This is a genomic window from Brevibacterium otitidis, assembly GCF_042429315.1.
GTDB lineage: Bacteria > Actinomycetota > Actinomycetes > Actinomycetales > Brevibacteriaceae > Brevibacterium > Brevibacterium otitidis.
The window spans coordinates 42,900-59,994 of sequence record NZ_JBHMAU010000073.1; the positions used below are offsets into that span (position 1 = coordinate 42,900).

A 17,095-nucleotide genomic window follows, 5' to 3' on the forward strand; every position below is an offset into this window, starting at 1 on the left:
GCACGCCGGTCGCTAGGATGACCCCATGGCCACCACACAACGCATGCCCCGCAAGCAGCGCCGCGAGCAGCTCATGCGCGTCGCCACCGAGATGTTCGCTCGGTCCGGTTATCACACGACGTCGATGGATGATGTCGCCGAAGCCGCCGGGGTCTCCAAGCCGGTCCTCTACCAGCACTTCTCCTCCAAGCAGGACCTGTATCTGGCTGCCATCGACACCGCGGCCGAAAGCTTCGCTGAGGCGATCCGCAGCGCTCTGGCCGCCACTGAGGACAACGAGCAGCGCGTCCACGGCACCTACCGCGCCTATCTCACCTTCGTCTCAGAGAACCGCCACGAGTTCGCTGTGCTGTTCCGCTCGGATGCCTATGAGCCCGAGGCCGCCCGCAAGGCGCAGGCCGCGCGCCGCCGGGTCGCCAACCAGATCGCCGAACTCATCACCCGCTACACCTACGCCACCCTCGAGGAGTCGATGCTGCTGGCGCAGGGAGTCGTCGGCATCGCCGAGTACGCCGCCGGCCTGTTCGTCGATTCCGAGGGAATGGATCCGCGCTCGAGTGCCCGGCTGCTGGCGTTCATGACCTTCCGCGGCCTCGGGGCGATGCCGCGCGTCGACGGCAACGCCCCACCGGGACCTGAGGGTTCGGCGGCAGCCCGGCCGTGGGACGTAGACTATCCCCAGTCGACCACCCCGAACGCTCAGGACAAGGAGTGAGTATGGAAGTCAAGATCGGTGTCCGTCAGGCCCCGCGCGAACTGGTCATCGAAACCGATGCCACCGCCGAGGAGATCACCGAGCAGGTGAATGCCGCCCTCTCATCGAATGAGACCCTCGTGCTCACCGATGACCGCGGCCGCAAGGTCATCGTCCCGGCCGACGCCCTGGCCTATGTGGAGACCGGCAGCGCCCAGCAGCATCCCGTCGGCTTCGGGCTCTCCTGACCCCTCGCATTCAGGTGACGGCCGGTTCGACGCCGACCGCACCGCCCGCCCATGAGCGCGCTCAGGCCACCAGGCCGAGCGCGCTCATGCGCCGGGAGTGGTTCGTCATCGCATGCTGCAGGATCTGCGCCTCGGCCTCCTGGGTCTCCGCGGCCTGGAAGCGGCGGATGAGGCGCCGGCCGCGGCCCATCGAATCGGCCACCAGCTTCCGTCCCCACAGCGCCAGCCGTGAGGACAGAGACCGATCCGCCGCGATCGCTGCGGCCAGGCGTGTGCAGAGATCCTCGGCCTGACGTGTATCATCGAGGACAGCGGTGGCAACCTGCCGGCTCTCCTCATCGAGGCCGGTGAGCACCGCACGATAGACGTCGTGCATGATCCCGTCGAGCACGTAGCCCTTCATCAGGCTTTCGTGCCAGTCATGGGGTGTGGTGCGGTCGCGCAGCTCGCTGAAGGCCTGCTGCACATGCTGCATCTGCGCCGTCGCGTCCTCGCCCAGCTCGCCGATGCGGGCGGCCAGGCGCATGAAGTTGTCCAGGGAGTGCCCGGCGACAGTCGCAAGTCCCACTCTGTCCTGCATGGTGGGGGCGTGCTGCGCATCAGTGGCTGACCGTTCGAAAGCGGTGAGCTGGCCATGGGCGATGACGGCAAGGGTTGTCACCGGAGTCGAGGCGGCTGACGAGGAATGGGGCATATCCCATAGCCTACCGCCTCGCTCTGATGTGAACGCGTGCTCCTCGAAGGAGCACTGTGAGGAGACGAACGTGACGACAACTGAACAGACTTTCGCTGACCTCGGAGTGTCAGCCCCGATCGCCGATGCGCTTGCCGACAAGGGCATCGTGCACCCCTTCCCCATCCAGGCCATGACCCTGCCGGTCGCGCTGACCGGCGCGGACATCATCGGCCAGGCCAAGACCGGCACCGGCAAGACGCTGGGCTTCGGCATCCCGCTGCTCGAACGCGTCATCGGCCCGGATGAGGACGATGCCCCGGCTGAGCGGATCCCGCAGGCGCTCGTCGTCGTGCCGACCCGCGAGCTCGCCCAGCAGGTGGCCGGCGATCTGGAGGCCGCCTCGACCCGCCGCAGCCTCTCGATCGTCACCATCTACGGCGGCAAAGACTTCGAACCGCAGATCAAGGCGCTCACATCCGGCGCCGAGGTGGTCGTCGGCACCCCCGGCCGCCTCCTCGACCTCGTCGGCCGTCGCGTCCTCCGCCTCGGCAGGGTGCGCACCGCGGTCCTCGATGAGGCCGATGAGATGCTCGACCTCGGCTTCCTGCCCGATGTCGAGAAGATCATCTCGCATCTGCCCGCCCAGCGGCAGACGATGCTGTTCTCGGCGACGATGCCCGGTGCGGTCATCGCGATGGCCCGCCGCTACATGATCCAGCCGACGCACATCCGCTCGCAGGATCCTGATGACAATACGCAGACAGCGACGAACACCACCCAGTACGTCTACCGCGCCCATGCGATGGACAAGACGGAGATGGTCGCCCGCCTGCTGCAGGCGGAGGGCCGCGGCCGCACGATCATCTTCGCCCGCACCAAGCGCACCGCCGACCGCCTGGCCGAGGAGCTCGCCGAGCGCGGCATGAACGCCAAGCCGATGCACGGCGATCTGCCCCAGCAGATGCGCGAACGCTATCTCACCGCCTTCCGCGACGGCACCATCGACGTGCTCGTGGCCACCGATGTCGCCGCCCGCGGCATCGACATCTCGAATGTCACCCACGTCATCAACTACCAGTGCCCGGAGGACGAGAAGACCTATGTCCACCGGATCGGACGCACCGGCCGTGCCGGTGAGACCGGCATCGCGGTGACCCTCGTCGACTGGGACGATGTGCCGCGCTGGAAGCTCATCAACCGGCAGCTCGGCCTCGACTTCGATGAGCCGGTCGAAACCTATTCGACCTCGCCGCACTTCTTCGCAGACCTCAACATCCCCAAGGGCACCAAGGGCCGGATCAAGGGCGCGAAGCCGGCGGAGGAGAACCGGGACCGTCGCCGAGGCGGTGGCCGCGGCGGCCGTGACAGCGGCCGTTCCGGCAGCGACCGGCAGGAAGGACGCGAGGGCCGTCGGCGCCGGCCGCGGCGCCGCACCCGAGGCGGGCGTCCCGTCGAGGCCGGAGCCGAGGCCGAGGCGGGCGGCACCTCGGCTGCGGAGCAGAGCTCCGGTGAGGGCGCACCGCGCCGTCGCCGGCGGCGTCGCCGCTCCGGCGCAGAGAAGCCGGCTGAGGCCTGAGCCCAGCGTGAGGCCTGAGCCTAGAGGCTGACACCCACGGGAGCGACCCCGGAGGCCGCCTGCACGATGCGGGCGAGCATCTCCGGGGTCGTCGTGTTCTCTGCCAGGCGGTTGGGTTTGCCGGTGCCGTGGTAGTCCGATGAGCCGGTGATGATGAGGTCGTGGGCCTGCGCGATGCGGCGCAGCTCCTCCCGCTCACCGACCGGATTGTCCCGGTGGTCGATCTCGATTCCGTCGAGGCCGGCGGCGATCATCGCGTGCAGACCGGCATCGGGCACGACCCGCCCGCGCATCCGCGCCCGCGGGTGCGCATAGACAGAGACTCCCCCGGCTTCGCGGACCATCCGGATCGCGTCGATGGGGCTGACCGTCGGCAGGGTGACGTAGTACTTCGACCGCGATGAGAGCAGCTCGGCGAACGCTGCACTGCGGTCGGCGACGATGCCGGCGCGCACGAGCGCATCGGCGATATGGGGCCGGCCGATCGTCGCACCCGGCTCGCACACCGCTTCGACATCGGCCCAGCAGATCGGATAGTCCTCAGCCAGACGCTCGACGATCGTCCGGGCCCGCCCCTCACGGTCGGTGCGCACAGCCCCGACGGTGGCGGCCAGCTCCGGGCTCGCCGGGTCGTGCAGATAGCTCAGCAGGTGCACGCTGATGCCCTCATAGCGGCACGAGATCTCCATGCCGGGGACGAATCCGATGCCCAGCTGCGCTGCCGCCTCGGCGGCGGCCGTCCACCCGGCCGTAGTGTCATGGTCGGTCAGGGCGATGACATCGACCCCGCGCGCCTGCGCCTCAGCGAGGAGTTCGGCCGGGCTCTGGGTGCCGTCGGAGACGCTCGAATGCGTGTGCAGGTCGATGATCATGTGTCGATTCTAGGAGATGCTCTGCTGGCACCCGGCGGTGATTAGAATGGCGGCATGATGACTCAGGACTCTGATCTCACCGCGCAGACCACCGATTCCGCTGCGGCGGAATCAGCCGCCTCCTCCTCTGACCAGCCGCTGTCCGACCGTGTGAACAACCGCTCCCGCCGCCCCCAGTCGAAGGCCTTCCGCGAGTTCGTCGCCGCCGGCTGGGACCGCACCTCCGAGGCGCATGTCGAACCCTATGCCGCAGCCGCCTACACCGGTGCCCGCCGCCAGGCGCTGTCGGCGCAGTTCCCCGGCGAGCGCCTCGTCATCCCCGCCGGCGGGCTCAAAGTCCGCTCCAATGACACCGACTACCGCTTCCGCGCCCATTCGGCATTCGTCCACCTCACCGGCCTGCACTCGGATCTCGAACCGGATTCGGTGCTCGTGCTGGAGCCTACCGATGACGGCCATGAGGCGACCTTCTACTTCCGTCCGCGTGCCGGGGCCGACACCGAGGAGTTCTTCTCCGATGCCCGCTACGGCGAGTACTGGGTGGGTCCGCGCGAGGACCTGGAGACGATGGCGGTCAAGACCGGCATCCGCTGTGCTGACATCACCCTCGCCGCCGAGGCGATCTGCCGTGACCTGAACACCATCTCCGTCCGGGTGGTGCGCGAGGCCGATGAGGCGATCACCGCGCAGATCGACGAGGCGCGCCGGGCTGTCGAGGCCGATCTCGACATCTCCCAGGAGGGTGACGCCCAGATGGCGCAGTTCCTCTCCGAGCTGCGCCTCATCAAGGACGACTATGAGATCGGGCAGATGCGCCACGCCATCGACATCACCCGCTCCGGTTTCGACAATGTCGTCACCTCGCTGAAGGAGGCGATCGTCCACCATCGCGGCGAGCGCGTCGTCGAGACCGCCTTCGAATCCGCTGCCCGCACCGACGGCAATGGTGTCGGCTACGACACCATCGCCGCTGCCGGCAACCATGCCTGCACCCTGCACTGGATCAAGAACACCGGTGAGGTGCGCGACGGTGATCTCATCCTCGTCGACGCCGGTGCGGAGGCCGATTCCCTCTACACCGCCGACATCACCCGCACCCTGCCGATCAACGGCACCTTCTCCGAGGTGCAGGGCAGGATCTACGACGCCGTCCTCGAAGCCGCCGATGCCGCCTTCGCTGTGGCCGCCGAGCACACCCAGCGCCCGGTCATCTTCGCCGAGGTCCACGATGCGGCGATGAACGTCATCGCCCACCGCCTCGAAGAGTGGGGGCTGCTGCCGGTCAGTGCAGCCGAGTCGCTCTCGCCGGAGGGCCAGCAGCACCGCCGCTGGATGGTCCACGGCACCAGCCACCACCTCGGCCTCGATGTACATGACTGCGCGCAGGCACGCGCGGAGATGTACCTGGGTGCCGAGCTCAAGCCGGGCATGATCTTCACGATCGAGCCGGGTCTGTACTTCAAGGCTGAGGACCAGCTCATCCCGGAGGAGTACCGTGGGATCGGCGTGCGCATCGAAGACGATGTCCTCGTGACCGCCGACGGCGTGGAGAACCTCTCGGCTGACTTCCCGCGCACCCGCGCCGAGGTCGAAGCCTGGGTGCAGCAGGGCCGCTGATGGCTGTCCTGCGCCGCGGCCGCGGAATCCTGGAGATCGCCGGCATCGAGATCGGCCACGCCGGTCATGTCGATGCGGAGGCCGGTGCGCTCACCGGCACGACGATGTTCGTGGTGCCGGTCGGCACCGTCGGCGGCGTCGATGTGCGCGGCGGCGGGCCGGCCAGTCATGAGACGGAGCTCATGGCTCCGGGCACGCTGCAGTCCGGGCCGGATGCGATCGTCCTCTCCGGCGGCAGCGCCTATGGGCTCGTGACCGCCTCTGGTGTGCAGGCTGCGCTGGCGGTGGCCGGCCGCGGTTTCCCGGCTCCGGGTCTGCCTGGGGTGACGGTTCCGCTCGTACCGGCGGCATCGATCTTCGATCTGGGCCGCGGCGGCGCGCCCTGCCTGCCTCCGACCCTGGAGACCGGCGGGGCGGCATTCGCTGCGCGTACGGCCGGGCCCGAGGCGGTGGTGCGCGGATCCGTCGGCGGCGGGCTCGGTGCGTGGACCGGGCGCGGGCTGCTGCGCGGCGGCCTCGGCTCGGCTGTCATCGACACCGATACCGGCCACCGGGTGGCGGCGATCGTCGTGGCCAATCCGATGGGCACCGTCATCTCCGCCGCGGGCCGGCTGCACGCCGCCGAGGTGCTCGCCGGCTACGGCATCGAGCTGCCGGCAGATGCGACGCCGGAGCTGGCTGAGCGGTTCGCGGCCGTGGCGGCCGCAGCTGAACAGGCCGCCGGTGGTGCGGGCGGTGACGCAGCGGCCGACAGAGCGGGACCGGGTTCCGCACCGGGTGACGCGCCGGGTGCCGGGGCACCGGGCGCGGGGTCGCTCAACACGACGATCGCTGCGGTCGTCACCGATGCGCAGCTCGATGCGGCTCAGGTCCACCGGCTCGCACAGTCGGCCCATGCCGGGCTCGCCCGGGCGATCCACCCGTCCCACACGCTCTTCGACGGAGACACCGTCTTCGCTCTCGCCACCGGCGCCACGGCGGTGGGCAGCGCTGGTACTCCGGCCGGTGATGCGCAGGCCGGCGCCGGTCATGCGCAGGCCGGCGCCGGTCATGCGCAAGCCAGCACAACCGCAGATCCGATGGTGCTGGCACAGCTGAGTATCGCTGCCGCCGATGCTCTCAGCGCTGCGATCGTCGATGCTGTCATCTCAGCTGCCGACTATGCGGACGGGCCGCCGACACCGGCCTCTCCTCCCCCGCTGCAGGCGGTGTGCCCGCAGCTGGCCGCAGCCTGGAACGCCGTCGACTGAGCCGCGCTCCCAGCTCAGCAGTGCCCGCCGGCCTCAGCGGGTGGCGAGGATCTCCCGTGCCTCGTTGAGGACTCCGGGCGGGCAGATGATGTCATAGGTGCGCGCGAGCACCTGCGGGCTCGACATGATCGCGCCCTGTTTGCGGTTGATCGCCTTGACCGCGATCCCCCAGATCATGCCCAGCCCCACACCGATGACGATCCCCGGCAGCAGCGCCCCGGTCGTCAGCGACGCCTCGGCGCCGCCGCCGAGCAGCATGAACACGAGCCCGAAGAGCATTCCGACCCAGGCGCCGGACAGCGCACCTCGGCCAGCGGCAGCAGCCCAGGTGAGCATGCCGGTGACTGGTTCTACGATCTTCAGATCGGAGCCGACGATCGTCAGCGATGAGACATCGAACTCACTCTCAGCAAGGTAGCGGACGGCCTTCTGCGCGTCTTCATGTGTGCGGTAGGAGCCGAGCACTTCTCCGTGCGGGATCTGGGTGACCGGTCGTCTGGATGCCATAGCTCCATTATGGACCACGCCGGACCGCACCACCCGGCACCACCCTCCCCTGCACCACTCGGCCCTGGACCGCCCGGGCCTGGGCCCGGGGTGATCGGTTCCCCACCCGTGCCGGCAGCTGAGTGGAGTACGCTGGAATCCCGTGACCGCCGGCCAGTCGGAAGGAAACTCCTCAGCTCCTATGACCGCACCCACTGTTGACGCTGTCCGCGAGGCCCTCACCGCAGTGCTCGATCCGGAGATCCGGCGCAGCATCGTCGAACTCGACATGGTCGATGACATCAGAGTCGATGAGGACGGGCATGTTGCGGTCACCGTGCTGCTGACGATCGCCGGCTGCCCGCTCAAGGACACCATCACCGCCGACACCGAGGCGGCGGTTGCGAAGGTGCCCGGCGTCACCGGCGTGAGCGTCACTCTCGGGACGATGACCCCGGAGCAGCGGCAGGCGATGCGCGAGAAGCTCCAGGGACCCGGCGCCAAGCGCGAGGTGCCCTTCAACAAGCCGCACTCGCTCACTCGCATCTACGCGGTCGCCTCGGGTAAGGGCGGCGTCGGCAAGTCATCGGTCACCGCGAACCTCGCTGCGGCAATGGCCGGGCAGGGGCTGCGTGTCGGCGTCGTCGACGCAGACATCTACGGCTTCTCCATCCCCGGCATGCTCGGCGTCTCCGGCAAGCCGACGAAGGTCGATGACATGATCCTGCCGCAGCTCGCCCACGGGGTGAAGGTCATCTCGATCGGCATGTTCGTCCAGCCCCATCAGCCGATCGTCTGGCGCGGACCGATGCTGCACCGGGCGCTGCAGCAGTTCCTCACCGATGTGTTCTGGGGCGATCTCGATGTGCTGCTGCTCGATCTGCCGCCGGGCACCGGAGACATCGCGATCTCGGTTGCGCAGCTGCTGCCGCGCTCCGAGCTGCTCATCGTCACCACTCCGCAGCAGGCGGCCGCACAGGTCGCTGAGCGGGCCGGTTCGATCGTCACGCAGACGCAGCAGAAGGTCGTCGGGGTCATCGAGAACATGTCGTGGATGCAGATGCCCGACGGCACCCGGATGGAGGTCTTCGGCTCCGGCGGCGGTGAGACGGTCGCAGCGAACCTCACCCAGATCACCGGCGGCGAGGTGCCGCTGCTCGGTCAGATTCCGCTCGACCCGCCGGTGCGCACCGGCGGCGATGATGGTGTGCCGGCCGTGCTCGCGGCACCGGAGTCACCGGCGGCGCAGGCCCTGACGACAGTGGCCCGGCAGCTGTCGACCCGGGCCCGCGGCCTGGCCGGGCGCTCGCTCGGACTCTCCCCCAGCTGATCGGCCGTACGGCAGCCTCAGGTGGCTTCCGGATCGTAGGGCGGTGCCGCCTCGGCGTCGCGCAGCGCAGCCTGTGCGCGATAGCGCTGCACCGGGCTCACCCGCGCAGCAGCGGCCTTCGCGCCGGAACCCGTGCCTGTGCTGCCAGCTGAGCTGCCGCCTCGGGCGCGGAGTGCAGCTTCCTGCGATTCCTCCTGGAGGGCTTCGCGCACGATCCGGCGGGGATCGTACTGCCGGGGGTCGAGGCTCTGCCAGTCGACATCAGGCAGGTCATCGGCGAAGTCGCGCTTGAGGGTGCCCTTGGCCTCATCGGCGCGGCGCTTGACGACCTTGACGAAGTCGCGCAGCTGCTGGGCATACTCGGGCAGGCGCTGGGGACCGATGACAAGGAGGGCCACGATGATGATGATGAGCATCTCCGTGCCGTTGATCCCGAACATGGCGTTCAGTCTAGCAGTGGGGGCGACGGCTGCCGGGCCGCTGAGGGCTACACTGAGGGCACGGATCTCCGGTGCTTCTCACGCATTCTCACCGGTGGGCGATCCGCTGGCAGCAGGAAGGAACCTATGAGCCGCGACTGGGCGATCAATGCGCAATACGCTGAGCGCTACAACCCTGTCGACCCTGTCATGGATGCGGCGCGCACGATCGCTGCGGACTATGTGGTCACCCCGCTGTCGTCGAACACGGCTGGCCTGCTGCAGCTGCTCACCAGCCTGGCCAGACCGGCCAGCGCGATCGAGGTGGGCACCGGAACCGGCACCGGCACCCTGGCGATCATGCGGGCGATGCCAGCCAGCGCGGTGCTCACGAGCATCGACGTCGATGCCGATAAGCAGGCAGTCGCCCGCGAGCTGCTCGGCGCTGCGCGCATCCGCCAGCACTGCGTGCGCATGATCCACGGCCGCGGTGAGGATGTGCTCGCCCGACTCGCTCCCGGCGGCTACGACCTCGTCTTCCTCGACTCCGAACCGCTGACCTACCCGCGGCTCGTGCCCCTGGCGATCGAACGCCTCGGCGCTGGCGGGATGCTCATCATCAACCAGGCGCTGCTCAGCGGAGCGGTGGCCAAACCCGCCAATCGCGCACCGCGCACCCAGGTGATGCGCACAGTGCTCACCGATATCGAGAACCGCGAGGACATCGAACGGCTCATGATCCCCGTCGACGCCGGGCTGCTCGTGCTGCGGCGCCGAGGCTGACAGCCGCCAGCACTCCCCCGCCAGCACTCCCCTGCCAGCACGGCAGAGCGCCGGCGGCACAATGCGTGCTGCCGGCGCTCGCGTGCGTCGGTCTTCTCGGCGCCTGCGTCAGGGCGCAGGGGCCGTCACTGCGTCACTTGCCCAGCGCCTCGGCGAGGGTGTCGTACAGGTTCGCAGCTTCTTCCGGGCTGATCTCGATGACCAGTCGTCCGCCGCCTTCAACGGGGAGGCGCAGAACCATGCCGCGACCTTCTTTGGTCACTTCGAGAGGGCCGTCGCCAGTGCGCGGTTTCTGTGCTGCCATGAACCTCTGTCCTTCCGGTCGATACTTGCCAGTATCCCTAGGTTATCCCCATTTGAGCCCGATCACGTAACGCGTCCGCCCCGCCGCTGCCCATCAGGGCGGCAGATCGGCCGGCGGGGTGAAGTGCCACAGCTCGCTGATCCACTCATGCTGTGCCACCAGCAGCACGACGACGAGCAGTCCCCGGTACGCCCACGACCGCGAGTAGCTCATCGCCAGCGCCAGCGGGAACAGCGGCAGCAGCAGCCGGAACGTCGAGGTCTGCGGGTTGAAGAAGATGAAGAGGTACACCGCATAGGCGATGGTGAAGAAGCGCAGCTCGCGGCCCAGCTGCAGGCCGGCCGGGGAGACGATGAGGAAGGCGAAGCCGCCGATGAGCCCCAGCAGCAGGAGCGGGCCGATGATGTCGCCGGCGACGATGCGCGACATATCGAACCATTGGATGACGAACCGGGTGTGGCCGCCGGACCAGGCGTGCTCAGTGTCGATGTAGGCGAGCGGCTCACCAGTGCGCAGCCAGGCGTGGATGGGGTGCAGCAGCGCCGCGATGCACGAGCCCACACCGAGCGTCCAGCTGCGGACCACCTCGCCGAGCGGATACGGGTCATCCTGCCGGCGTACGAAACGGCTGATGAGGTGGATGAGCATGAAGAAGGAGAACGCCACCCCGATCGGCCGCGACAGATCCATGAGCACCACCACCGGCAGCGCCGTCAGGTACATCCGGTCGGTTACGAGGGTGAGCGACAGGACCAGCAGCAGGATCGCGAGCGATTCGGCGTATCCGGTGCTGAAGACCGGGGAGGCCGGGAAGAGGAACACGACGGCGAGGCCGAAGATCGCCCGCCCGCGGGTGCTGTAACGGCGGAACAGCGCGAGGATGACGATCGCCGCGCCTGCGGCGTACAGCGTGGAGAGCAGCGGCGAGACGAGCTGGTAGTCGAGGCCGGTGAGTGCTGCGACATCGCCGGCGATGCGCGGGTGCAGCGGGTAGAACGCCCAGGCGTTCTGAATGACGTCGCCGGTCTCACCGCGCGGCAGGACATCCGGATAGCCTTCGGTGGCGATGCGCTCGTACCAGCCGGCGTCCCAGAAGTTGAGGAAGTCCCTGAGGCTCGTCTGCTCCCCGGTCTTCCACGGGTTGTCACCCTGATCCTGCAGGACATCGGCCATGAACGCGATCGTCACGATCCGGCAGACGGCGTAGACGATGAGGGCCTGCGCCCATACCGGCAGGCGCACGAGCCAGTCGCTGGCGCGGCGCACGGGTCGCCAGGTGCCGGTGGGTGCGGGCGCGGGACCGTGCGCAGGCGCTGAAGCAGGTGTAGCTGTCGTCATCGCCTCAGGCGCGGGTCTTCCCGGTCTGCGGCTCACTGTCCTCGGCTGCGTTCGCGCTGTCCTCCGGCGTGCTCGGATAGCCGTCGCCGAGGCGGTGGCCGCCTTCCGAACGCCCGGCACCGCGCTGATCGGATGCGGCGCGCAGACGCCCGAGCTCCGCCTCCTGCTCAGCCAGCCGCCGGGTCATCTGCTCCAAGACCATATCGACGGCATCGGTGCGGTAGCCGCGGAAGGCCAGCTGGAAGCGGACATCGCGGACGTCACCGGACGTCCAGCCGGACTGCAGTCCGAGCGGCCGCCGCTGCGCCTGGTCGGCACCCATGGCGCTGTTGAATCCGCCGGTGGCACCGAAGACGGCGATGACAGCGAAGAACACGACTGCGCACACGCCCAGGATGAGGTAGATCAACATAGCGGTATCGTCTCACAGACGCGCGGCGGCAGCGTGAACATCAGCAGGCGCACGGGCGTCTCAGGCCTCCGAGACCGAGGTGAGGATCGACATCGCCTCGTCCGGATCGTCGGTGAGGCTGAGCCGGTCGGGGTCGTCGAGGCTGATGGTGCCGTACTCGATCGGCTTCGACGACAGCCAGTCGACGAGACCGGACCAGTAGGCGGTGCCCATGAGCACGATCGGGAACTTGCGCACCTTGTGCGTCTGCGCCAGGGTCAGCGCTTCGAACAGCTCATCGAAGGTGCCGAATCCGCCGGGCAGCACGACATAGCCTTGGGAGTATTTGAGGAACATCGTCTTGCGGACGAAGAAGTACCGGAAGTTCACGCCCAGGTCGACGTAGTCGTTCATGCGCTGTTCGAAGGGCAGCTCGATGCCCAGCCCCACCGACAGTCCCCCGGCATCGTGCGCTCCCCGGTTGGCGGCTTCCATGATGCCCGGTCCGCCGCCGGTGATGACTCCGTAGCCGGCCGCGACGATGCGCCGGCCGATGTCACGGGCGAGCGCATACTCCGGCGCGGTCTCAGCGGTGCGGGCGGAGCCGAACACGGAGAAGCAGGGGCCGACATCGGCCATCGCGCCGAACCCTTCGACGAACTCCGACTGGATGCGCAGCACCCGCCAGGGGTCCTCGTCCTGCCATGAGTGCTCTGAGACGGATTCGAGCAGCTGCTCATCGGCGGTCTTCTTCGGCACCTGGGAGCGGCGCAGCCGCAGCGGTCCGCGATTGTAGATTCCGGATGTGAACACGACGCACTCCTGGCGTTGCGGGGGCACAGATCACTCTCAGCCTAGTGTCTCCGCGGCGCAGCGACCGATAGGCTGGTGCCATGACTCAACGATTCGTCTCAGCCAAGGGTGTCGCCACGTACCACGGCGACACGATCCTGTGCGTGTGGTACCCCGCTCCTGTCCTCTCCGGTGACGAGACTTCGGCGGCCAAGCTCGCAGCCGATGCCGTCTCCGATGAGGTGCTCGCTCCGCTGGCGGTTGCCGATGAGGTCCGCGGAACCCGCGCAGAGATCGTCTCGGTCACCATCGACCTCGATGCTGCTCCTGATGGCGCCGCTGACGGCTACCTGCGTCTGCATGCGCTCTCGCATCGCCTTGTGAAGCCCAACGATCTCAATGTCGACGGGCTCTTCGGCCAGCTCAACAACGTCGTGTGGACCTCGGAGGGCCCGTGCGCCGTCGAGGGCTTCGAGATCACCCGCGCCAAGCTCAAGGCCCGCGGCCAGCTGTCGGTCTACGGTGTCGACAAGTTCCCGCGCATGACCGATTTCGTTGTGCCTGAGGGCGTGCGCATCGCCGATGCCGACCGTGTGCGGATGGGCGCCTATCTGTCGCCGGGCACCGTCGTCATGCATGAGGGCTTCATCAACTTCAATGCCGGCACGCTCGGCCAGGCGATGGTCGAAGGCCGCATCTCCCAGGGTGTGGTCATCGGCGCCGGCACGGACATCGGCGGCGGCGCTTCGATCATGGGCACGCTCTCCGGCGGCGGTTCGCACAAGATCACCGTTGGCGAGGGCACGCTGCTCGGAGCCAATGCCGGTGTCGGCATCTCCCTGGGCGACAACTGCATCGTCGAAGCCGGGCTCTATGTCACTGCCGGCACCCGCGTGGTGCTGCCGGAGCAGGACGGAAAGGTCGTCAAGGCCGCTGAGCTGAGCGGCAGCGACAATGTGCTGCTGCGCCGCAACTCCGAGACCGGTGCGGTCGAGGCGCTTGCCCGCAGCGCCCAGGGCATCGCACTCAATCCCGATCTGCACTGAGCCGGCGCGGCGCTCGCTCAGCAGCGCCGGCTGGCGGGCATCGGCAGCTCGCTGAGCCGCACCAGCAAGTACGAAGGGGACAGACCAGATGGTCTGTCCCCTTCGTACTGTACGGCTGCCTGCGCTGCGCTGTACGGCTGCCTGCGCTGCGCTGTACGGCTGCCTGCGCTGCGCTGTACGGCTGCCTGCGCCTGAGGGGCCGGCCGGAGCCTCCCCGGCGCAGCGCCGCCCTGGCCGGATCAGCGCTCGCTGATGTCGGTGTAGCTGCGCTTCGGCTCGCCGACGTAGATCTGGCGCGGGCGGCCGATGCGGGTCTCGGGATCGTTGATCATCTCACGCCACTGCGCGATCCAGCCCGGCAGGCGGCCGACGGCGAAGAGCACGGTGAACATGTCGGTCGGGAAGCCGAGGGCCTTGTAGATGAGGCCGGTGTAGAAGTCGACGTTCGGGTACAGGCGGCGCTCGACGAAGTAGTCATCGGCCAGTGCGATCTCCTCGAGCTTGAGGGCGAGTTCGAGCATCTCGTCGTTGCCGCCGGTGCGCTCGAGGATCTCGTGGGCGGTCTTCTTGATGATCGCCGCGCGCGGATCGTAGTTCTTGTACACGCGGTGGCCGAAGCCCATGAGGCGGACGCCCTGCTCCTTGTTCTTCACCCGCTCCATGTACGACTTCGCGCCGTCATCGGAGGCGAGGATCTCCTCGAGCATCTCCAGCACTGCGGAGTTCGCACCGCCGTGCAGCGGGCCGGCCAGAGCGTTGACGCCGGCTGAGATCGACTGGAAGATGTTGGCCTGTGCCGAACCGACCAGGCGCACCGTCGAGGTCGAGCAGTTCTGCTCGTGGTCGGCGTGGAGGATGAACAGCTGGTCCATCGCCTTGACTGCCAGCGGATCGAGTTCGTACGGCTCGGACGGGTAGCCGAAGTTCACGCGCAGGAAGTTCTCGACGAGGTTGAGCGAGTTGTCCGGGTGGATCACCGGCAGGCCCTCGGACTTGCGGTGGGCCATCGCTGCGATCGTCGGCATCTTGGCGAGCATCCGGATCGAGGACAGGTCGATCTGCTCGTCGTCGAAGACGGAGAGGTTGTCCTGGTAGAAGGTCGACAGCGCCGAGATCGCCGAGGACACCATCGGCATCGGATGGGCGTCGTAGGGGAAGGCGGTGAAGAAGCGACGCAGGTCCTCGTGCACGAGGGTGTGGCGACGCAGACGGGCGTCGAATTCGTCGTACTGCTCCTGGGTGGGCAGCTCGCCGTAGATGAGCAGATAGCAGACCTCGATGAAGTTCGACTTCTCGGTCAGCTCTTCGATCGGGTACCCGCGGTAGCGCAGGATGCCTTCGTCACCGTCGATGAAGGTGATGGCGGAGGAGGCGTTGGCAGTGTTGGCGAATCCGGGATCGTAGGTGACTTTTCCGGTGTCTTTGAGCAGTGAGCCGATGCGGACGGCTTCGGTTCCCTCGGTGGCAGTCACCTCCGGAAGGGAAACCTCCTGACCGTCGATGTGCAGGACTGCATCCTCTGCCATGTGTTCTCCTCGAAATCTCTGACCTCGGGTCGGGGGATCGGGCGTGCGACACGCCACACGACCTGAGAATTGTTTCACAGTCACATCAGAGACTACCGGCTTTGGTAGGCAGAGGGTAAATCGAGGTGACAGGCAGGCGAACCTTGGTACCCTTGCGCCGCTGTCCGCGCCCGAGGCGCCGGTCACCGGGATGTTCAGGGTCACCTGGCACCCGCTTCAGACAGCTCGCGACGCCCGCCTCGGGCGGGCTCCGGTGACGGTTCTCGGACGGTGTCAGGCAGCCTCGCGCAGCCGCTGTGCGGCCGCGGCGATCCGGTCATCTGAAGCGGTGAGCGCCAGACGCACATGGCGGCCGGCGGCATCGCCGTAGAAGGCTCCGGGCCCGGCGATGATGCCGAGCTCCGCGAGCGCGCCGATCGTCTCCCAGCAGTCCTCGTCCCGGGTCGCCCACAGATACAGTCCCGCACGCGACTCGTCGATGCGCATCCCGAAGGCTTCTGCCGCCGGCAGCAGCTCGGCCCGGCGCGCAGCGTAGAGCGCCTTCTGCTCGGTGACGTGCGCGGTGTCGCGCAGTCCGGCGATCATCGCTGCCTGGATCGGGGCGGGAACGATCATGCCGGCATGCTTGCGGGCATTCGTGAGCTTGCCGATGAGCTGCCGGTCGCCGGTGACGAAAGCGGCCCGGTAGCCGGCGAGGTTCGACTGCTTCGACATCGAGTACACAGCCAGCAGTCCGGTGTGGTCTCCCCCGGTGACGGCCGGGTCGAGAATCGAGGGCGTCGCCGCCTCGGATTCCCAGTTGAGCAGGGCATAGCATTCGTCGCTGGCGACGATGACGTCGGCTGCGCGGGCGCATGCGACGACGGCGGCCAGGGTCTGCGCATCGAGCGCGTCGCCGGTCGGGTTGCCCGGCGAGTTGAGCCACAGCAGCCCGATGCCCTCGAGGCTCGCCCCGGCAGCCACCTCGGCGGCGTCGAGGCGCACACAGTCGACACCGGCCAGGCGGGCGCCGAGCTCATAGGTCGGATACGCCTGCGACGGACAGGCGACTGCCAGCGGCGCGCTGAGCCCGGAGACACCGGCGGCGTTGAGGCCGAGCAGGGTCGGCAGCCAGGCCACGAGCTCCTTCGAACCGATGGTGGGCAGCACCTCGGTGGCGGGATCGACGTCGACGCCGCGCCAGTGGGCAGACCACCAGGCGATCGCCTCGCGCAGCGCATCGGTCCCGGCGGTCGTCGGGTAGCCGTGGGCGTCGGCGGCAGCGGCGAGCGCCCGGCGGATCACCTCGGGCGTGGGGTCGACCGGGGTGCCGATCGACAGATCGCAGACCCCATCAGGATGGGCGGCGGCTCGTTCGCGGTAGGGCGTCAGGGTGTCCCAGGGGTAGTCGGGCAGCTGGAGTCCGTACATGCCGGCTCAGTCGTCTTGGTTCTGCGGCGGCAGCGCCTTGATGATCGGGTGGTCGAGCCCGGTGTTGCCGAGCTTGGCGGCACCGCCGGGTGAGCCGATCTCGTCGAAGAACTCGACATTGGCGGTGTAGTAGTCGGCCCATTCCTCGGGGACGTCGTCTTCGTAGTAGATCGCCTCGACCGGGCAGACGGGTTCGCAGGCGCCGCAGTCGACGCATTCGTCGGGGTGGATGTAGAGCGACCGTTCGCCTTCGTAGATGCAGTCGACGGGGCATTCGTCGATGCAGGCCTTGTCCTTGAGATCGACACAGGGTTGCGCGATGACGTACGTCACGGTC

At 68.2% G+C, this 17,095-nt stretch carries 19 protein-coding genes; 8 read left to right on the plus strand and 11 right to left on the minus strand.

The annotated features are described in order from the left end of the window. Positions 1-25 precede the first annotated feature (25 nt). Positions 26-715 (plus strand): TetR/AcrR family transcriptional regulator, encoded by a 690-nt coding sequence (locus tag ACFFN1_RS12570; RefSeq protein ID WP_376841124.1) that lies wholly within the window; start codon positions 26-28, stop codon positions 713-715. A 2-nt stretch (positions 716-717) separates the two neighbouring features. After that, complete coding sequence (locus tag ACFFN1_RS12575; RefSeq protein WP_376841125.1) at positions 718-942, plus strand: DUF3107 domain-containing protein; 225 nt, start codon at positions 718-720, stop codon at positions 940-942. A 61-nt stretch (positions 943-1,003) separates the two neighbouring features. Here ACFFN1_RS12575 and ACFFN1_RS12580 read toward each other — a convergent pair whose 3' ends face one another. Continuing rightward, positions 1,004-1,636, minus strand: coding sequence for a ferritin-like fold-containing protein (locus ACFFN1_RS12580; RefSeq protein WP_376841126.1), 633 nt, complete (start codon positions 1,634-1,636; stop codon positions 1,004-1,006). On the opposite strand from ACFFN1_RS12580, the gene ACFFN1_RS12585 reads away from it, so the two are divergent. Then, entirely contained in the window at positions 1,584-3,194 is a 1,611-nt protein-coding gene (locus tag ACFFN1_RS12585) for a DEAD/DEAH box helicase (protein WP_376841127.1), read from the plus strand. The two genes, ACFFN1_RS12580 and ACFFN1_RS12585, sit on opposite strands and share 53 nt — an antisense overlap. 20 nt (positions 3,195-3,214) lie before the next feature. On the opposite strand, the gene ACFFN1_RS12590 is transcribed toward ACFFN1_RS12585, so the two are convergent. Continuing rightward, positions 3,215-4,066, minus strand: coding sequence for a PHP domain-containing protein (locus tag ACFFN1_RS12590; RefSeq protein WP_376841128.1), 852 nt, complete (start codon positions 4,064-4,066; stop codon positions 3,215-3,217). A gap of 54 nt (positions 4,067-4,120) precedes the next feature. On the opposite strand from ACFFN1_RS12590, the gene ACFFN1_RS12595 reads away from it, so the two are divergent. Together ACFFN1_RS12595 and ACFFN1_RS12600 are read left to right on the plus strand one after the other, a co-directional pair. Continuing rightward, a complete protein-coding gene (locus tag ACFFN1_RS12595) occupies positions 4,121-5,683 on the plus strand; it encodes an aminopeptidase P family protein (RefSeq protein WP_376841129.1) in 1,563 nt (520 codons plus the stop codon). Further along, positions 5,683-6,933: a P1 family peptidase gene (locus tag ACFFN1_RS12600; protein WP_376841130.1), complete on the plus strand. Its 1,251-nt coding sequence runs from the start codon at positions 5,683-5,685 to the stop codon at positions 6,931-6,933. Before ACFFN1_RS12595 ends, ACFFN1_RS12600 begins: the two co-directional genes overlap by 1 nt. A 33-nt stretch (positions 6,934-6,966) precedes the next feature. Here the strand turns inward: ACFFN1_RS12600 and ACFFN1_RS12605 are convergent, their stop codons facing one another. Continuing rightward, the gene (locus ACFFN1_RS12605; RefSeq protein ID WP_376841131.1) at positions 6,967-7,440 is read right to left on the minus strand and encodes a general stress protein; all 474 of its coding nucleotides are present in this window, start codon (positions 7,438-7,440) and stop codon (positions 6,967-6,969) included. A gap of 181 nt (positions 7,441-7,621) precedes the next feature. On the opposite strand from ACFFN1_RS12605, the gene ACFFN1_RS12610 reads away from it, so the two are divergent. Further along, on the plus strand, positions 7,622-8,749 hold the full coding sequence (locus tag ACFFN1_RS12610; RefSeq protein ID WP_376841132.1) for an Mrp/NBP35 family ATP-binding protein: 1,128 nt from the start codon (positions 7,622-7,624) through the stop codon (positions 8,747-8,749). A 17-nt stretch (positions 8,750-8,766) separates the two neighbouring features. Here the strand turns inward: ACFFN1_RS12610 and ACFFN1_RS12615 are convergent, their stop codons facing one another. Next, positions 8,767-9,189, minus strand: a complete 423-nt coding sequence (locus ACFFN1_RS12615) for a twin-arginine translocase TatA/TatE family subunit (RefSeq protein WP_376841133.1) — start codon at positions 9,187-9,189, stop codon at positions 8,767-8,769. A gap of 126 nt (positions 9,190-9,315) precedes the next feature. Between ACFFN1_RS12615 and ACFFN1_RS12620 the strand changes: the two genes are divergently transcribed. Then, the gene (locus ACFFN1_RS12620) at positions 9,316-9,951 is read left to right on the plus strand and encodes an O-methyltransferase (RefSeq protein ID WP_376841134.1); all 636 of its coding nucleotides are present in this window, start codon (positions 9,316-9,318) and stop codon (positions 9,949-9,951) included. A 133-nt stretch (positions 9,952-10,084) separates the two neighbouring features. Here ACFFN1_RS12620 and ACFFN1_RS12625 read toward each other — a convergent pair whose 3' ends face one another. From ACFFN1_RS12625 to ACFFN1_RS12640, 4 genes are all read right to left on the minus strand, one after another. Continuing rightward, positions 10,085-10,255 (minus strand): DUF3117 domain-containing protein, encoded by a 171-nt coding sequence (locus tag ACFFN1_RS12625; RefSeq protein ID WP_102162712.1) that lies wholly within the window; start codon positions 10,253-10,255, stop codon positions 10,085-10,087. Between the two features lie 93 nt (positions 10,256-10,348). Next, positions 10,349-11,593 carry a putative hexosyltransferase gene (locus ACFFN1_RS12630; protein ID WP_376841135.1) on the minus strand — a complete coding sequence of 415 codons (1,245 nt, stop codon included), beginning with the start codon at positions 11,591-11,593 and terminating at the stop codon, positions 10,349-10,351. 4 nt (positions 11,594-11,597) lie between these two features. Then, on the minus strand, positions 11,598-12,005 hold the full coding sequence (locus ACFFN1_RS12635; RefSeq protein ID WP_376841136.1) for a DivIVA domain-containing protein: 408 nt from the start codon (positions 12,003-12,005) through the stop codon (positions 11,598-11,600). A 60-nt stretch (positions 12,006-12,065) separates the two neighbouring features. Next, entirely contained in the window at positions 12,066-12,797 is a 732-nt protein-coding gene (locus ACFFN1_RS12640) for an LOG family protein (RefSeq protein WP_376841138.1), read from the minus strand. 80 nt (positions 12,798-12,877) lie between these two features. Here ACFFN1_RS12640 and dapD point away from each other — a divergent pair, with 80 nt between their 5' ends. Further along, positions 12,878-13,822: a 2,3,4,5-tetrahydropyridine-2,6-dicarboxylate N-succinyltransferase gene (gene dapD, locus ACFFN1_RS12645; RefSeq protein WP_376841139.1), complete on the plus strand. Its 945-nt coding sequence runs from the start codon at positions 12,878-12,880 to the stop codon at positions 13,820-13,822. Between the two features lie 239 nt (positions 13,823-14,061). Here the strand turns inward: dapD and ACFFN1_RS12650 are convergent, their stop codons facing one another. The 3 genes from ACFFN1_RS12650 to fdxA all read right to left on the minus strand — a co-directional run bounded on the left by ACFFN1_RS12650 (position 14,062) and on the right by fdxA (position 17,091). After that, positions 14,062-15,348, minus strand: a complete 1,287-nt coding sequence (locus tag ACFFN1_RS12650) for a citrate synthase (protein WP_376841140.1) — start codon at positions 15,346-15,348, stop codon at positions 14,062-14,064. A gap of 273 nt (positions 15,349-15,621) precedes the next feature. After that, positions 15,622-16,758: a succinyldiaminopimelate transaminase gene (gene dapC, locus ACFFN1_RS12655; RefSeq protein WP_376841141.1), complete on the minus strand. Its 1,137-nt coding sequence runs from the start codon at positions 16,756-16,758 to the stop codon at positions 15,622-15,624. Between the two features lie 6 nt (positions 16,759-16,764). Next, positions 16,765-17,091 carry a ferredoxin gene (fdxA, locus tag ACFFN1_RS12660; protein WP_376841142.1) on the minus strand — a complete coding sequence of 109 codons (327 nt, stop codon included), beginning with the start codon at positions 17,089-17,091 and terminating at the stop codon, positions 16,765-16,767. Positions 17,092-17,095 lie beyond the last annotated feature (4 nt).

Bases quoted from the DNA above. Each gene is read 5' to 3' on its own strand.
- ACFFN1_RS12570 (WP_376841124.1), top strand. From the start codon at position 26: ATGGCCACCACACAACGCATGCCCCGCAAGCAGCGCCGCGAGCAGCTC.
- ACFFN1_RS12575 (WP_376841125.1), top strand. From the start codon at position 718: ATGGAAGTCAAGATCGGTGTCCGTCAGGCCCCGCGCGAACTGGTCATC.
- ACFFN1_RS12585 (WP_376841127.1), top strand. From the start codon at position 1,584: ATGACGGCAAGGGTTGTCACCGGAGTCGAGGCGGCTGACGAGGAATGG.
- ACFFN1_RS12580 (WP_376841126.1), bottom strand. From the start codon at position 1,636: ATGCCCCATTCCTCGTCAGCCGCCTCGACTCCGGTGACAACCCTTGCC.
- ACFFN1_RS12590 (WP_376841128.1), bottom strand. From the start codon at position 4,066: ATGATCATCGACCTGCACACGCATTCGAGCGTCTCCGACGGCACCCAG.
- ACFFN1_RS12595 (WP_376841129.1), top strand. From the start codon at position 4,121: ATGATGACTCAGGACTCTGATCTCACCGCGCAGACCACCGATTCCGCT.
- ACFFN1_RS12600 (WP_376841130.1), top strand. From the start codon at position 5,683: ATGGCTGTCCTGCGCCGCGGCCGCGGAATCCTGGAGATCGCCGGCATC.
- ACFFN1_RS12605 (WP_376841131.1), bottom strand. From the start codon at position 7,440: ATGGCATCCAGACGACCGGTCACCCAGATCCCGCACGGAGAAGTGCTC.
- ACFFN1_RS12610 (WP_376841132.1), top strand. From the start codon at position 7,622: ATGACCGCACCCACTGTTGACGCTGTCCGCGAGGCCCTCACCGCAGTG.
- ACFFN1_RS12615 (WP_376841133.1), bottom strand. From the start codon at position 9,189: ATGTTCGGGATCAACGGCACGGAGATGCTCATCATCATCATCGTGGCC.
- ACFFN1_RS12620 (WP_376841134.1), top strand. From the start codon at position 9,316: ATGAGCCGCGACTGGGCGATCAATGCGCAATACGCTGAGCGCTACAAC.
- ACFFN1_RS12625 (WP_102162712.1), bottom strand. From the start codon at position 10,255: ATGGCAGCACAGAAACCGCGCACTGGCGACGGCCCTCTCGAAGTGACC.
- ACFFN1_RS12630 (WP_376841135.1), bottom strand. From the start codon at position 11,593: ATGACGACAGCTACACCTGCTTCAGCGCCTGCGCACGGTCCCGCGCCC.
- ACFFN1_RS12635 (WP_376841136.1), bottom strand. From the start codon at position 12,005: ATGTTGATCTACCTCATCCTGGGCGTGTGCGCAGTCGTGTTCTTCGCT.
- dapD (WP_376841139.1), top strand. From the start codon at position 12,878: ATGACTCAACGATTCGTCTCAGCCAAGGGTGTCGCCACGTACCACGGC.
- ACFFN1_RS12650 (WP_376841140.1), bottom strand. From the start codon at position 15,348: ATGGCAGAGGATGCAGTCCTGCACATCGACGGTCAGGAGGTTTCCCTT.
- dapC (WP_376841141.1), bottom strand. From the start codon at position 16,758: ATGTACGGACTCCAGCTGCCCGACTACCCCTGGGACACCCTGACGCCC.